The organism is Sporosarcina sp. CAU 1771, from assembly GCF_054482775.1.
Window position 1 is genome coordinate 26361 of the sequence record NZ_JBTLRN010000008.1, and the last position, 13349, is coordinate 39709.

General features: G+C 38.5%; 16 protein-coding genes. 4 read left to right on the top strand and 12 right to left on the bottom strand.

The window, feature by feature from the left end; translation table 11 throughout:
- Positions 1-27: 27 nt before the first annotated feature.
- A complete protein-coding gene (locus ACXYMX_RS07985) occupies positions 28-888 on the bottom strand; it encodes a M15 family metallopeptidase (RefSeq protein ID WP_459043722.1) in 861 nt (286 codons plus the stop codon).
- Between the two features lie 122 nt (positions 889-1010).
- On the opposite strand from ACXYMX_RS07985, the gene ACXYMX_RS07990 reads away from it, so the two are divergent.
- A complete protein-coding gene (locus ACXYMX_RS07990; protein ID WP_459043723.1) occupies positions 1011-2165 on the top strand; it encodes an MFS transporter in 1155 nt (384 codons plus the stop codon).
- A 159-nt stretch (positions 2166-2324) separates the two neighbouring features.
- On the opposite strand, the gene yidC is transcribed toward ACXYMX_RS07990, so the two are convergent.
- The 3 genes from yidC to ACXYMX_RS08005 form a co-directional block, all read right to left on the bottom strand.
- Positions 2325-3152: a membrane protein insertase YidC gene (gene yidC / locus ACXYMX_RS07995; RefSeq protein ID WP_459043724.1), complete on the bottom strand. Its 828-nt coding sequence runs from the start codon at positions 3150-3152 to the stop codon at positions 2325-2327.
- 91 nt (positions 3153-3243) lie between these two features.
- Positions 3244-4020, bottom strand: a complete 777-nt coding sequence (locus ACXYMX_RS08000) for a helix-turn-helix domain-containing protein (RefSeq protein ID WP_459043725.1) — start codon at positions 4018-4020, stop codon at positions 3244-3246.
- Positions 4021-4177: 157 nt separating this feature from the next.
- Positions 4178-4489: a hypothetical protein gene (locus ACXYMX_RS08005; RefSeq protein WP_459043726.1), complete on the bottom strand. Its 312-nt coding sequence runs from the start codon at positions 4487-4489 to the stop codon at positions 4178-4180.
- A gap of 187 nt (positions 4490-4676) precedes the next feature.
- On the opposite strand from ACXYMX_RS08005, the gene ACXYMX_RS08010 reads away from it, so the two are divergent.
- Entirely contained in the window at positions 4677-5174 is a 498-nt protein-coding gene (locus ACXYMX_RS08010; protein WP_459043727.1) for a GNAT family N-acetyltransferase, read from the top strand.
- Between the two features lie 44 nt (positions 5175-5218).
- Here the strand turns inward: ACXYMX_RS08010 and ACXYMX_RS08015 are convergent, their stop codons facing one another.
- The 5 genes from ACXYMX_RS08015 to mntR all read right to left on the bottom strand — a co-directional run bounded on the left by ACXYMX_RS08015 (position 5219) and on the right by mntR (position 8547).
- A complete protein-coding gene (locus ACXYMX_RS08015; RefSeq protein ID WP_459043728.1) occupies positions 5219-5689 on the bottom strand; it encodes a DUF4064 domain-containing protein in 471 nt (156 codons plus the stop codon).
- Between the two features lie 129 nt (positions 5690-5818).
- Complete coding sequence (locus ACXYMX_RS08020; protein ID WP_459043729.1) at positions 5819-6100, bottom strand: GNAT family N-acetyltransferase; 282 nt, start codon at positions 6098-6100, stop codon at positions 5819-5821.
- A 205-nt stretch (positions 6101-6305) separates the two neighbouring features.
- A complete protein-coding gene (locus tag ACXYMX_RS08025) occupies positions 6306-7187 on the bottom strand; it encodes a DUF1002 domain-containing protein (RefSeq protein ID WP_459043730.1) in 882 nt (293 codons plus the stop codon).
- 66 nt (positions 7188-7253) lie between these two features.
- Positions 7254-8111 carry a CvfB family protein gene (locus ACXYMX_RS08030; protein ID WP_459043731.1) on the bottom strand — a complete coding sequence of 286 codons (858 nt, stop codon included), beginning with the start codon at positions 8109-8111 and terminating at the stop codon, positions 7254-7256.
- A gap of 19 nt (positions 8112-8130) precedes the next feature.
- Positions 8131-8547 (bottom strand): transcriptional regulator MntR, encoded by a 417-nt coding sequence (gene mntR / locus ACXYMX_RS08035; RefSeq protein ID WP_459043732.1) that lies wholly within the window; start codon positions 8545-8547, stop codon positions 8131-8133.
- A 453-nt stretch (positions 8548-9000) separates the two neighbouring features.
- On the opposite strand from mntR, the gene ACXYMX_RS08040 reads away from it, so the two are divergent.
- Positions 9001-9201, top strand: coding sequence for a hypothetical protein (locus tag ACXYMX_RS08040; protein WP_459043733.1), 201 nt, complete (start codon positions 9001-9003; stop codon positions 9199-9201).
- Positions 9202-9269: 68 nt separating this feature from the next.
- Positions 9270-9425: a lmo0937 family membrane protein gene (locus ACXYMX_RS08045; protein ID WP_459043734.1), complete on the top strand. Its 156-nt coding sequence runs from the start codon at positions 9270-9272 to the stop codon at positions 9423-9425.
- Between the two features lie 59 nt (positions 9426-9484).
- Here ACXYMX_RS08045 and ACXYMX_RS08050 read toward each other — a convergent pair whose 3' ends face one another.
- The 3 genes from ACXYMX_RS08050 to ACXYMX_RS08060 form a co-directional block, all read right to left on the bottom strand.
- Positions 9485-10606, bottom strand: coding sequence for a GNAT family N-acetyltransferase (locus tag ACXYMX_RS08050; RefSeq protein ID WP_459043735.1), 1122 nt, complete (start codon positions 10604-10606; stop codon positions 9485-9487).
- A gap of 78 nt (positions 10607-10684) precedes the next feature.
- Entirely contained in the window at positions 10685-12793 is a 2109-nt protein-coding gene (locus tag ACXYMX_RS08055; RefSeq protein WP_459043736.1) for a heavy metal translocating P-type ATPase, read from the bottom strand.
- Positions 12780-13148 carry an ArsR/SmtB family transcription factor gene (locus ACXYMX_RS08060; RefSeq protein ID WP_459043737.1) on the bottom strand — a complete coding sequence of 123 codons (369 nt, stop codon included), beginning with the start codon at positions 13146-13148 and terminating at the stop codon, positions 12780-12782. The genes ACXYMX_RS08055 and ACXYMX_RS08060 overlap by 14 nt, the downstream gene beginning before the upstream one ends.
- Between the last annotated feature and the right edge of the window lie 201 nt (positions 13149-13349).

Sequence of the window (13349 nt, forward strand, 5' to 3'; positions counted from 1 at the left end):
GTTCTATCTAAAGCGACTTCGTCGAACTTATATACCTAAGTATTCTTCCAACGTTATTTTCTGCTGATAGAGTTCTGTGGCTACTTCCTCTCCTACATAGCGGTAATGCCAGGATTCGTACATATAGCCAGTAATCTCTTCTTTCCCTAATGGATAGCGCATTATAAAGCCGTATCTATGCGCATTTGAAGCAAGCCACTTACCTGCTTCTGATTCTCCAAATTCTGCAGTTAGCCAAAGATCCTGCTCGTTTTCCTCACCGATATCAAACGTAAGTCCGGTTTGATGCTCAGAGTAACCTGGGCGTGCGCTATAGCGATCCGCTGCCTCGCGTCCATCTTTATCAACGTAGCGTTTATAGAGCCCTTGCTGATATTCAAAAGATCGATACGTACTGAATGCAACGAGTGAGTATCCAGATAATTTTGCCTCGGCAGCCATTTCTTCATACTTAGACCGTGCCTCTTTATCTTCTCCCGGAGCATACGTTGCTGGTAATGGATACTTCTTACTAGCAATAAGTATTCCTTGAATATAAGTTGGCTCTGAAGGAAGTTCCTGACCTTCAATATAACCTCCCGAATCTGTAACGGGGAGATTTTGCTCTTCCTTTACCACATCTTCAACTTTGTTTTCCTCAATCAATTCCTCTTCGTTACTCTTGCTAGGTTTCTCTAAGAAGTCTTCAGGTTCTTTTACCTTTTCACGGTCCGGCAGTGCGACCTCAACTCCAATTTGATTAAAGCTTTTCTCGATATCCCAATTATTTAGGCCTATCCAAGTAACAAGACTAGTCGAAATAATAGCCATAATAATGAGCCCGATGGTAATTCCTTTACTGTTCCTTTTTTTCTTCTCTTTGAATTTGTACTTGTTATTTCTCTTCATCAATCGCAGCCTACCTTTACTAAGTATTCATCCATTCTATCATCATTTTTATTTATAGTCTTCGCATGGTATCATTTGAGATAACTTTATAAATATTCCTATGGATTGGAAGGATGCACCTAATGAACAACCAACGATGGCTTTCAATGAGCTTCCTAACCTTCTTTTTTACTTGGGGCGTTTTCCTACCCTACTGGACTGGATGGCTAACCATTGAAAAAGAATTATCTGTAACTGCAGCAAGTGTAGTAATGGGAGCGGGTATGATTGCGAGATCACTCTCAACGTTTTTCATTTTTCCATACATAACGAATCGAATATCAATGTCACGCACTATAAAGTTCCTGTCTATTATCGCACTTGGTTTATCTTTTTTATATATTCCTATATCCTCTTTTAATTCCTTACTAATCGTTACCGTTCTTTTTAGCATTGTCTATCCAATTATTTTGCCTGCCGTTGAAAGTAGCGCCTCAATACTGATGCAGACCGATCGAATCCATTATGGGAAAAGTCGCTCATTCGGTTCTATTGGCTATACAGCTGCGCTTCTACTTATTGGTGCAGCAACAGCTTTATGGAGTGAACAAGCAATCCTTTATATATTGATTGCCTCCTTATTCGCACTGGTCCTATTCTCACTTCAACAGACGCCCAGTGTATTACAACAACAAACTGTAATTAAAGAACCCACTCAAAAAGGGTTTGAGTTAAAACAATTGCTTTCCATGAAATCCTTTGTAACCATCATGATTATCGCGACGCTCCTGCAAGGAGCACATGCCTCTTATTATAACTATGGATTTATTTTTCTTGCTGATTTAGGTGTGAACGGCTTTTATATAGGCATCGTTTTAAATATCGCTGTCCTTTTTGAAATTCTATTCTTTTCTCGCGCAGATCGTTTACTTTCCAACATGAAAATATCAACAATGTTTCTAATCGCGGGTGTTGGCTCTACGGTTCGTTGGCTACTAATTTTCTTTTTTCCATTTACACTCGTTTTTATCCTAAGCCAAGTCCTACACGCTGTATCTTTCGGTTTTGCACATTTTGCATTCATACAATTTGTTTCTGCTCGACTTCCACACAACTTGATACCGACCGCCCAGGGTATGTATGCAGCATTTGCGATGAGTTTGAGTGTAGCCCTTCTAACTTTCTTAGGTGGCTGGCTATACGACCTCTCACCAGGCTTTGCATTCCTCGGGATGATTGCTTGCACGATTCCAGCAATCATCATCATTTTGTTAACTCGTAAACGTTTCGCCTATTGATAGACAAAAAGACTCCTTTATTTTCGGGAGTCTTTTCACTTAACTAAGCGTACGAGGATGCATATAATAAATCCTTGGCTGAAGAACGTTGATAACCACATTCCTTACACTAAAAATAACCTTCAAAAAAGCCAGAGATTTCTCTCCGGCTTCAATTTATTAAGACTTTTTCTTATTCTTCTCATCGTCTACTTCAGCTTCGATTACTTTAGTTTCATCTACAACCTCAGCAACAGGTATATCCTTAAAATACAATTTTCGTCCTAGATATGTCTGGATTATTAGAAGAATTCCTCCAACTGCCCAGTAAAGTGGCAGTGCAGACATTGCTTGGAAAGAAATAAACATAATCATAATTGGTGACAGATAAATGAACATTTTCATTTGTTTCTTTTGTTGTTCAGGCATCGTCCAAAGTGATACTCGAGCCTGCACAAAATAAACTGCACCTGCAATAACCATCATAATCATATCGGGCTTTCCAAGATCGAACCAAAGGAATGTGTAAGCTTTCACTTCAGGAGAGTACATAATCGCAAAATACAAGCCCATAACGATCGGCATTTGAATAATGAGTGGCAAACATCCCATGTTCAGTGGGTTGACGCCATGCTTCGAATAAAGCCCCATCATCTCTTGCTGAAGCTTCATTTGCTCTTCTTTTTCTCCTTTTTCCTTCGCTTCTTTCAAACGTTTCTGAATGTCTTCCATTTCAGGTTTCAACGCGTCCATCTTGATTTTCATCGTCTGTTGCGCCTTGTAATTTTTCAGCATAAACGGCATTAGGATTAGCCTAATTATAACCGTAATAACGATTATCGCGAGGCCATAGCTTCCAAAGAACTGCCCACTAAAATAGTCAAGCAACCATTCCATCGGACTAACAAAAATACTATAAAAGGTACCTTCTTTGTTCTCGACACCGGCACAACCACTTAACAAAATTGCCATTGTCGTTAATAACGATAACAAACCAATTTTCTTCATCAATAGATTCACCTTCACTATTTCAAACTATAGAGAAGTATACATCAAACGAGTGTCACTTTACAAACATTGCCCTTCCCTCAATTATAATTTATTCGGTAAGTGAGTAATGAAAATACTCTCCCGACAAATTGTTTCGGAATTTTTTGGGTGTTTCCCCTGTATACTTCTTAAAAATGCGAGTGAAATAGCTTTGGTTACAAAAGTGAAATTGATTGGATATGTCTTCAATTCTTTTTTCAGAAAAACGTAAGTAATACTGTGATTCTTCTACTTTTCTAATATTAATATATTCTACAAGTGTTATTTTTGCATGTTCCCTAAAAATCCGAGATAAATGACTCGTGCTTACATCAAACCTTTTAGCTATCGCTTCAACAGTCAAAGGGGATTCTACTTCCTCATTAATATACCGAATCACCTTATTTACAGTTGTATGTTTAAGTAGCGGACTCTTCCTTTCGGTAAGTACATATGTGTAAAACTCAATCAGTTCATCCGCTATTTCTAAAACATTGTCGGCACTTAACTTTCTTTCGACTAGTAGAATACATGTATTATTAAATGCAAATGCTTTTCGTGGGGTTAAGAGTGTCTTTTCCATACGCCTAGCAACTAACGACGATAGGATAATGAAGTAATTTTTAACCCCCAATAACCTTTCACTCTGATCATACTTCGATATACTTGCAAGAATTGAACGTAATATTTCTTGTGTTTTTTCCTTCTCTTGATTAAAGAGACTATCTAAAAGTTGCGTCTCCATCGTAAAGAAGTTTTCAATACGATCGTAACTTCTAGCTCTTTCTATTTCATTTATAAATTCATTCGTAGACATTAACTTTTCATTAACTCCTTTTTTCTCCACAATACCCACACCCCAATCTTCACGGGTCACCAAGCAACGATTCCCTATATTCGGCATTCATATATTTGGCACTCTATACCCTGATTACGTAGGCATTCAAACATAAGCACTAAAAAAAGATGTCTCCCTGGGGGAAACATCTTTTCACATACTATTTTTAAGGCTTCTTGTTGTACAGCCCATCTGTATCCTTCGAGTCATCTTCAACTTCCTGATTGTAATAATGAACACTTGTCTGTGCACCTTCACTGACCATATTATTATCCATTAAATCATATGGGTCTGAATGGCCTACTTTTGTTTCTGAAGAGCGATCCATTTTTTGAGATTGTATAAACGAATCTACTTTAGTCATCATATTATTAACTGCAACTTGCGCCTTATCCCTATTTTCTTTTTTACTAAAATATGCATATGCACCTGCTGCAATGGTCGCTAACAATAAGCCATTCTTTTTTCTACGAGCCATTTTACATTCCTCCATTAGATGTTAATTTGTCTTCTAAAACAAGTATACCCTCACTAGGCAGTTTAGAAACTTCCTTTGTTTTTTTTACCTACCACAATAAAAAAACCTTTTGTTTACTAGGCTAAGAGTAGTTTTTAACTTAATTATTTGTTATGATTACAAAAAGAACCGTTGAGGTGACAGGGTTATGATTCGACCAATGACGTCTAACGATATTCAACACGTGCAGCACATTGCTCGTAATACTTGGAATGCCACATATGAAGGTATCATTCCAGTAGACTTACAAAATGAATTTATCAAGCAGTCCTACTCTGATGCCATGTTATTAATGCGGATGGAAAAAACAACCATCCTTATTGCGGAAGTTGATGACACTCCTATTGGATTTGTTAATTTCACAAAAAAAGATAACGATGGCGATTCTGAATTGACCGCCATGTATATTTTACCTCCATATCAACAATCTGGATATGGGAAGAAATTATTCGAAGCTACATTAACTATACTATCTGATGCCGAACAATTATTTGTTTATGTCGACGGGCAAAACCTACCTGGACGAAACTTCTATGAAAAACAAGGATTTGAATTAATTGACTTCTTTGATGAGTTATTCGAGGGGCATCCTGTAACAACCGCACAATATGTGTATTCGATAAAGAATAATGTTTTTTCATATTAATAAAACTGCTACCCAGACAATCCAGTCGGGGTAGCAGTTTTTTCTTATAAAGGTCTCATTGAATCTTCAGCAGTATTCGATGAATAAGGATTGTCGTTAATCATAGGTACTTTCTTTACAAGACATAAAATTCCTGTGATATACAATAGAATCGATGTTATTGAAAGGATACCAGCAAATAATCCTCCGATAATAAATAAGATTCCAGCAAGTTTCGGTTTTTTATTATTCCAAATGTTGATAGTTCCTATAAGAGTGACGATAAAGCTAATGACTAATCCGGCAATAATTATTCCACTAAAACCAATGACAACATCCAAAATTGAGTAAATCCCATCAATGTCCGTTGGAGTAATTGCAGGATCTGTAAGTAACTCTGCTTCAAAGTCTGCCATAATTTCCGAATTGGAGCTAAACATTTTGATAAAAGCAATCCCCATAAAACTCGCCATTATACCGAATACTGTAAATACTAAACTGATAATCGATAATACTCTTTCTGTAGTACGCTTCAAAACAATACACCTCTTTCATTTCTTTCAATATACTATACGTTCATTAAATAAATAGGTTTCATTTTGTACTAGTAATTAACAAAAGGCAACCCGACAATTCATATCTATGTCGGATTGCCTCTTATTATTTTATACTTTTAGATCATCATATTCAGTAGATTCTTCAAATGCAGTCACTACATAAGAACAAACAGGTTCCATTTTCAGCTCATTCTTCCTGGCGTAAGTCGCGGCACGGTCCAGCAATTTTTTAGCAATCCCTTGGCCCCTCAATTCCGGAGAGACAAATGTGTGGTCCATCGCCATGACGTCCCCTAGAATTGTCCACGTGATTTCTGCCACCACTTTATCATCCTGGGTATTTCTGAATGCAAATGCATCCCCACCTAGCTCAACAAACTCGAATTCCATTTACATTACCCCTTTCTATATTTCAATTACGCTTTGTTCTTCGAATACTTTTAGTACACCTCGTAAACTTAAACTCGCAACTGAATAAAACTAACTTTACCAATATCAGAAGATTTCTGCAATATTTCCGCATAAAAATAAATGAAGATGTCCATGAAAAAATAAATTCGATGAATTTTTGTTTTCAGGACACCTTCACACTAGATTATTTAAACCAAGACTTTACAGATTCAACGAGATTGTTAAAGAATTCTTGTACTTTATCCCAAAATCCAGGATCGATATCTCCAAACTTATCTTTGATTTTATCAGCCATGTCTGTCAATTGAGTAGATAGTTTACTGAAATCAATATCTAAACTACGTATTTTATCCATTAAATCAATCAGAAGTTGACGATCCGCTTCACTTAGTTCAATATTCAATTTTGATAATTGTTCATTTACAATACGCTCGATATCTTCTTTTGTTGCTGGATTTTGCTCAGAAATTTGTTTTTTAAGTTCCATCAAGAGTTCAGAAACCTTATCTCCGTCTATACTTTCCGAGAACTTCGTAGCCAAATTCAGCTCATCGTTCGCAACATCCGTACGTTCCATGTCTAACGTTTCACCAGTTTCTTCATAAGCTTTATAGATACCAACTAATGCTGAATGACCCGTTACAGGTTTCGGTGCGGCAACCTCAATTACTGCATCTTCTATTCCTGCTGTTAGTGCGGCATTCGCATACATATCTGCAGTTACTTGTGTAATATTATTGGGTGTAACAATTTTGATAACAAGCCCTTTTCCCGCATCTACCCTTGTAATTTTAGCTGAAGAAAACATTCTAGACTTACTATCGGAGTCTTTAATATATTTTGCAAGATCGTTGCCATCTACAGATATTTCTTCTACTTCTGCTTCTTCAGCAACTTCAAGACTTTTAGCCACGCTTGCCTTTTCCTCATCTGACAAATTGGCTCCGTAGACAACAATCGGAACACCTAGCCTTTCGTCTATTTCTTTAGCTGCAGAAGAGACAACCGGTGAAACCAGACCAACAGTTAGTATTGTAGTGATTACCATCAACATAATTCTTTTCATGTGCACACATACCTCCCATTCTTCATTAATAAGTACGTTTCACAATTGAATAAGTTTCCTGTAATGTTATTTTAAGATTGTCCAACCATCTTCTTGCGTTACTTTCCCCTCTTTCATCAACTTGCCAAGAGCCCTTTTGAAAGAAGCCTTACTCATAGAAAACATTTCTTTAATTTCCTCAGGTGAAGATTTATCCCAAAATGGCATCCGCCCGCCTATGTCAGTTAAATAGCGATAAACTTTTTCTGCGTCATCACCGAGGCGCTCCTCTTTTCGAGGCAGCATGGATCCATTTACTGTTCCATCATCACGGGTACCAATAATCCGTAAATCGACTTCTTGACCTAGACGAGGTTCCTTTTCCTGTTCGGTATTGTGAATAAAAATTCGATAGTTTTCCGGTACACTTAACATAAATGATCCTACCGGTAATAAGCGATAGGCTCTCGCTTTTAAATTTTGATTGAGCAAAGTAGAAGGTGCTTCAGTAATTTGTTCCATTACACGTTCTTCTGTTGCGAGTCTGCCAAAGATTTCGCCGCCCAAATCAGTTCGAAGCGTCATGTAAAGCTCGTCACCCAATATTGGCCAAAGTGAACGAATTTTTGGCATATCGGCCCCATTCACAAGGACTTCGAAAGAAGAACCTATGTCTACATAAACGCCTTCTCTGTCATCGATACGAAGAACTTTCGCCCAACCGTATGTATCACAGGTCATATTCGGCATTTTCATTGTCGCTGTAAGTTCACCGCGCCTGTTCGCATAAAGGAACACCTCAACCGTGTCGCCTTCTTGTATGGATTCATCCGCATCTGAAACGTTCATCATAATATCCTCTTCGTCGCCTTCAAGCACCCATCTAGAACCTTCTAAATCTAGTACTTTTAATTTCGCAACGTAACCTGATTTTAACTCTTCCATGTTATCAACCTCTTTCTCGTTACTCACTTTCAATTTCCAAAATTCTTAATTTCTTAACGAACTCATCGTCATTTTCTAACGTTTCAACTAAATCTGTAATCCGATCAATTGCATTCCAGCTCAAGTGGTGTTCGATTCCTTCTACATCGCCATAAATATTTTCTTCGTCAACACCAATAATACGCAGAAACTGCTCAAGAAGTTCATGGCGTCTTAATAATTTCTTTCCAAACTTAAAGCCTTTTGCTGTCAATTCCAAACCTTTATATCTTTCATAATACACATATCCTTCACGACTCAGTCGCTGCACCATTTTAGTTACTGACGATGGGAGAACTTCAAGTGATTCCGCAACGTCCGAGACTCGGGCAACACCTTTCGATTCAATCTGCAAATAAATTTGTTCAATATAATCTTCCATGCCTGGTGTAGCCATATTTACCGCCTCCTATTTATAATGAACGATAGGGAGTAGCTTATGATAGTCTGAAGCTTTTTAATGCTCCCTTGAAGTTACCCCAAATATCTATATGGAAGCAAATATTTGCCATATCTTTTCATTTTCTACTTTCAGAATTACATTATTATTTGCTCTGTTAAATAATAATGTTGATAAAGCCCATTACACAATATTTCTCGAGTGAGTGTATCTAACACTTTGATTTCCGTTTCAGACCCTAAGTGCGGAAAGATAAAGTTCAATCTTTCCCTGACGCGTTCCGGAGGGCAGGCGGTGGACCAACCCGCTGTTGTTTCACCTGACCCGCTGTCCTCCCGGAGTCGCCGTCTTCCACTTCAATCAACTAGGAGTGTACAAGTCGTATGATTGCTCCACTCTTAGTACTGCAATAACCATGAGGTAAATGGAACCAGCGTAGAAGCGACAAGTGTGAGCCGAAGTAGTAAGACCGACAGTGAACTTTCTGACGGGCTTACTACGGGAGGCCATCACCAATTAATGTTCATTATTTTAGCTATGCTAAAAAACGTTGACGAAGCGATATTCTCACGACTCCCACTCAACTCGACAAGTAGTGTACAAATTATTTATGAACTACCAACAAGGTTTTTTAACATAGTCTTATTATAAGATAATTGTTTAATAATTTTTTAGTTGGGGTAATTAATAAACTAACATAACGAAAGGAATGAATAAGAATGGGTAGAATATTATGGTTAATAATTATGGTGTTAATTGCATTTTGGGTAATTGGATTAGTCGCAAAAATCGGTGGAGGACTCATACATTTCTTACTGTTAATTGCAGGAGTCATCTTTATCATTCAACTTATTTCAGGTAAACGATCCGTATAGTTGGGTTATAAATTGAATAACCCAACTTCAATTTATTAAGAGGTAAGGCATACTATGCCTTACCTTTCTTCATGATCACTATCTATTTTCGCATAAATGCATGTATTCCGGATTACACTTCCATCCATCGACATAGAATTGTTTTTCAAAGTGCCTTCGAGTACAAATCCAGCTCGTTCTGCAACTTTACGACTTTTCGTATTTTCTTCATCGCATCGAATTTCTATCCTACGTGCTCCAAGCTCGTCAAAAGCAAACTCTTCAATCCTCTCGACGGCCTCCTTCATATACCCTTGCCCTTCAAACTCCGATGCTAACCAGTAGCCAATTTCAAACTTAGGTATCGACCAATCAATCCTGTGAAGACCAGACGAACCAATGAATTCCCCTGTATCTTTCTTAAATAAATGCAGGCGTAAATCTTTACGTGTGATGAAATTCGCTACTGCTTCTCGTAAATTGTCTTCTGTACTTTCTAACTCCGGCTCCGACTGTGCGAAAGGCATCCATTCGCGAAGAGCAGGCAGTGAGTGACAGATTGCATTCCAAACATCCATTACATCTTCCATTTTAGGCGCTCTAATTAATAGACGTTCCGATTCAAACGACTCCGAAAATGCAGGTATAAGTAACTTATCCCTCTTTTTTTCAATGTCATTCCAAATGACAGGCGTAGTTGTTCCACCCATGAAATCTTCTCTAGTAATTCCATACGTCACCGCATCATAATAGGAATACTCTTTCGGCGAAAACCAAGCTTTCCGTAAATGGGCCTCTTTAACAAAGCCAGCTCGCTCAAATGTTTTTCGCATCGCAATATTATCTAATCTTGTATGTCCTTCGAGTCGAATTTTTTGCTCTGGTAGTTGGAAGACGTAATCTGCAACTAAGCGCAATGCTTTCGGTCCATAACCAAACCCCCGAGACATATCCGCAATCTTCAAATCAAAGAGTGGTATATCGTCTTGCATATCGTAAATTTTAACAATACCTACTTTTTCACCTGTTTCATTTTCAACCCAAAATGTTTTAACTTCATCGGATGAATATCCGCCTTCTTCAATTGCTTTTTCAATTATTTCACGCCCCGGATGGGATTCACCATCATATGGCCAAGTGTTTGTTGTCATGAAATGAATAAGCTGTTCTTGCTCTTTCATTGTCCACTCTTTTAAACGCATTAGGATCCTCCTTTATCATTTAATCAATACTTCCCAGGAGTAATTCTATCCAGAGGAATTGATTGAATTAAGTTAGAATTACTTATGAACCCGCAGTAAACGTAACGAATTCAATACGACAAGTAGCGTCGCACCCATATCCGCAAAGATGGCAATCCAAAGTGTAAGCCAGCCTGGAATGATGAGAAGTAGTGCTATTATTTTTAACCCTAATGCAAACATAATATTTTCCTTGATAATTCGCAACGTTTTTCGGCTTAATTTAATAGTATATGGAAGTTTTTCAAGGTCATCCGACATAAGTGCGATGTCTGCCGTTTCTAAAGCGGCGTCTGTTCCCGCTCCACCCATTGCAATTCCGATTGTTGATGCGGCAAGTGCGGGAGCATCATTCACTCCGTCGCCCACCATTGCAACACGCCCATACTTTTCCTTTAATTCTTTAATAGCTGTAAGTTTATCCTCAGGCATCAATCCCCCACGAACATCTGTCATTCCAAGATCGTTCGCAATAGCTTGTGCCGTTTCTGGATGATCTCCCGTAAGCATTACCGTATGATGCATGCCGATTCCCTTCAATTTCTGGAGAACGTTTCGACTTTCATCACGAACCGAATCAGCTACTGCGATTAACCCGCTAAAGCTGGTTCCACTTACGATTGCCATCACCGATTTCCCAGCTCGTTGAAGCTCGGTTGCTTGGCTTATTGCTGCTTCTGGCAATGCACACAATTCCTTTGCCCAGCTAATGCTACCTACATAGGTGTTTTCCCCTTCTATCTCTGCATACGCACCTTTTCCAGTTATTGATTGGAAATTAATCGGTTCTACATGTATCGCACCATTATCATAAGCATAAGTTGTAATTGCTTTCGCTAATGGGTGTTGGGATAGAGACTCTACAGCCGCTATGGATTGCAAAAGGCTTGCCTGATCTACACCATCTGATGGAATGAAATCTGTCACTTCGGGATATCCTTTTGTAAGTGTTCCTGTTTTATCAAAGGCAATCGCACGAATATGTCCGGTTTCTTCAAGGTGAATACCACCTTTAATAAGCACTCCTTGACGCGCAGCGTTTCCGATTGCTGTAACGATGGCAACTGGTGTAGAAACAACAAGCGCACACGGACAACCAACGACAAGCACTGCTAGACCTTGGTATATCCATATACTCCAATCAGCTCCTAAGAGAGGTGGAACTGTTGCAACGAGAAGGGCCAACACCATTATTGCCGGTGTGTAATACTTAGCAAAGCGATCCACAAACTTCTGAGATGGTGCTTTTTCTGCTTGCGCTTCCTCAACGAGATGGATAATTTTCGCAATTGTTGTGTCCCCAACTAGCTTTGTCACGGTAACTTCAAGAGCACCTTCTTCATTAAGAGTGCCTGCGAAAACTTCGTCACCTTCCGTTTTTAAAACTGGAACGGATTCACCTGTAATAGCGGCTTGGTTAATACTGGACCTACCTGTTAAAACCGTACCATCCATCGCAAGTTTTTGACCCGGCTTTACGATAAGGACATCGCCTATTAGGATGTCTTCTGTTGCCAACTCCAACAATTCACCACTTCTTCTAACGGTGGCAGTAGGCGGCGCAATATCCATTAATAATTGGATAGATTGACGTGCTTTATTCATCGAATAGGCTTCTAATGCTTCACTAACTGCAAATAAGAAGACGATTACTGCACCTTCCCGCCACTCACCAATAATGACGGCACCAAGTATAGCAATTGTCATTAATGTTTTCATGTCAAATTCAAAGCGGACTAAGTTTTTAATACCTGTCTTGAACATACTCGCTCCGCCAATAGCTATAGAGAGTGCAAATAAAAGAATCGCTAATGGATAACTTTCCGACTCGGTATAGGATAGGACGACTCCAGGAATTAAAAACACTAGAGAGAGCGCTGATATAATATTTTCTTTTCTTTTATAGAACGGAATCACTTCAATTACTCGGCGTTCGGTGGCTGGAATTACTTTTATTCCATCAAATGCACCTGCAGCTTCAAGGTCATTTAGCGTCACATTTCCTGTAAGCGATAGTTTGGATGCTCCAAAGTTCACCTGAACGCTTTCTACTGTATCTAAATTTTTCACGTTGTTTTCAAATTTCATTGCACAGCTTGCACACGTTAGATTTTCTAACCTATACTCCTTTTTTTCAAGTACTACCATGTATATCACCTTCCTGTGCGTGTTCGTATGCGACCTTCACCAATTGATGAACATGATTATCCGCAAGGGAATAATACATCATCTTCCCTTTACGACGTGATTTTGCTAACGAATGGTCTCTTAAGTAACGAAGATGATGAGATGCAGTCGCAATCGAGGATCCAATTACTGCAGCCAAATCACATACACACATTTCATCTTCCAAAGTTAAAGAGTATGCGATGCTTAGTCTTGTTTCATCCGCAAGTGCTTTAAAAATCTGCACCATCCCTGTTAAGTCTGGTAGACTATTTTGTACACGCTCCACAACTTCTTTGTGAACAACAGTTATTTCGCAAACTTCTTTGATTGTCATTTTCACACCTCATTCAAATGGTCGTTTGATTATAGTATATGCAATTCTAAAAATGATTGCAAGAACATTCAAGCGATAATTTGAATGAATAGTTACGTTTCTAAAACGAGATGCTATTACATATACTATAACCAGTTAAATAATTCTTTTATAATTCAATTAAAAGGGTTCAAATGGACTTACGCAGAATATCTAAGGTAA

Excerpts from the sequence above, each read along its gene's own strand:
- ACXYMX_RS08020 (WP_459043729.1), bottom strand. The coding sequence starts at position 6,100 with ATGGAATTCGAGTTTGTTGAGCTAGGTGGGGATGCATTTGCATTCAGA.
- ACXYMX_RS08025 (WP_459043730.1), bottom strand. The coding sequence starts at position 7,187 with ATGAAAAGAATTATGTTGATGGTAATCACTACAATACTAACTGTTGGT.
- ACXYMX_RS08050 (WP_459043735.1), bottom strand. The coding sequence starts at position 10,606 with ATGCGTTTAAAAGAGTGGACAATGAAAGAGCAAGAACAGCTTATTCAT.
- ACXYMX_RS07990 (WP_459043723.1), top strand. The coding sequence starts at position 1,011 with ATGAACAACCAACGATGGCTTTCAATGAGCTTCCTAACCTTCTTTTTT.
- ACXYMX_RS08005 (WP_459043726.1), bottom strand. The coding sequence starts at position 4,489 with ATGGCTCGTAGAAAAAAGAATGGCTTATTGTTAGCGACCATTGCAGCA.
- ACXYMX_RS08055 (WP_459043736.1), bottom strand. The coding sequence starts at position 12,793 with ATGGTAGTACTTGAAAAAAAGGAGTATAGGTTAGAAAATCTAACGTGT.
- ACXYMX_RS08010 (WP_459043727.1), top strand. The coding sequence starts at position 4,677 with ATGATTCGACCAATGACGTCTAACGATATTCAACACGTGCAGCACATT.
- ACXYMX_RS08045 (WP_459043734.1), top strand. The coding sequence starts at position 9,270 with ATGGGTAGAATATTATGGTTAATAATTATGGTGTTAATTGCATTTTGG.
- ACXYMX_RS08060 (WP_459043737.1), bottom strand. The coding sequence starts at position 13,148 with ATGACAATCAAAGAAGTTTGCGAAATAACTGTTGTTCACAAAGAAGTT.
- ACXYMX_RS07985 (WP_459043722.1), bottom strand. The coding sequence starts at position 888 with ATGAAGAGAAATAACAAGTACAAATTCAAAGAGAAGAAAAAAAGGAAC.
- mntR (WP_459043732.1), bottom strand. The coding sequence starts at position 8,547 with ATGGCTACACCAGGCATGGAAGATTATATTGAACAAATTTATTTGCAG.
- ACXYMX_RS08030 (WP_459043731.1), bottom strand. The coding sequence starts at position 8,111 with ATGGAAGAGTTAAAATCAGGTTACGTTGCGAAATTAAAAGTACTAGAT.
- yidC (WP_459043724.1), bottom strand. The coding sequence starts at position 3,152 with ATGAAGAAAATTGGTTTGTTATCGTTATTAACGACAATGGCAATTTTG.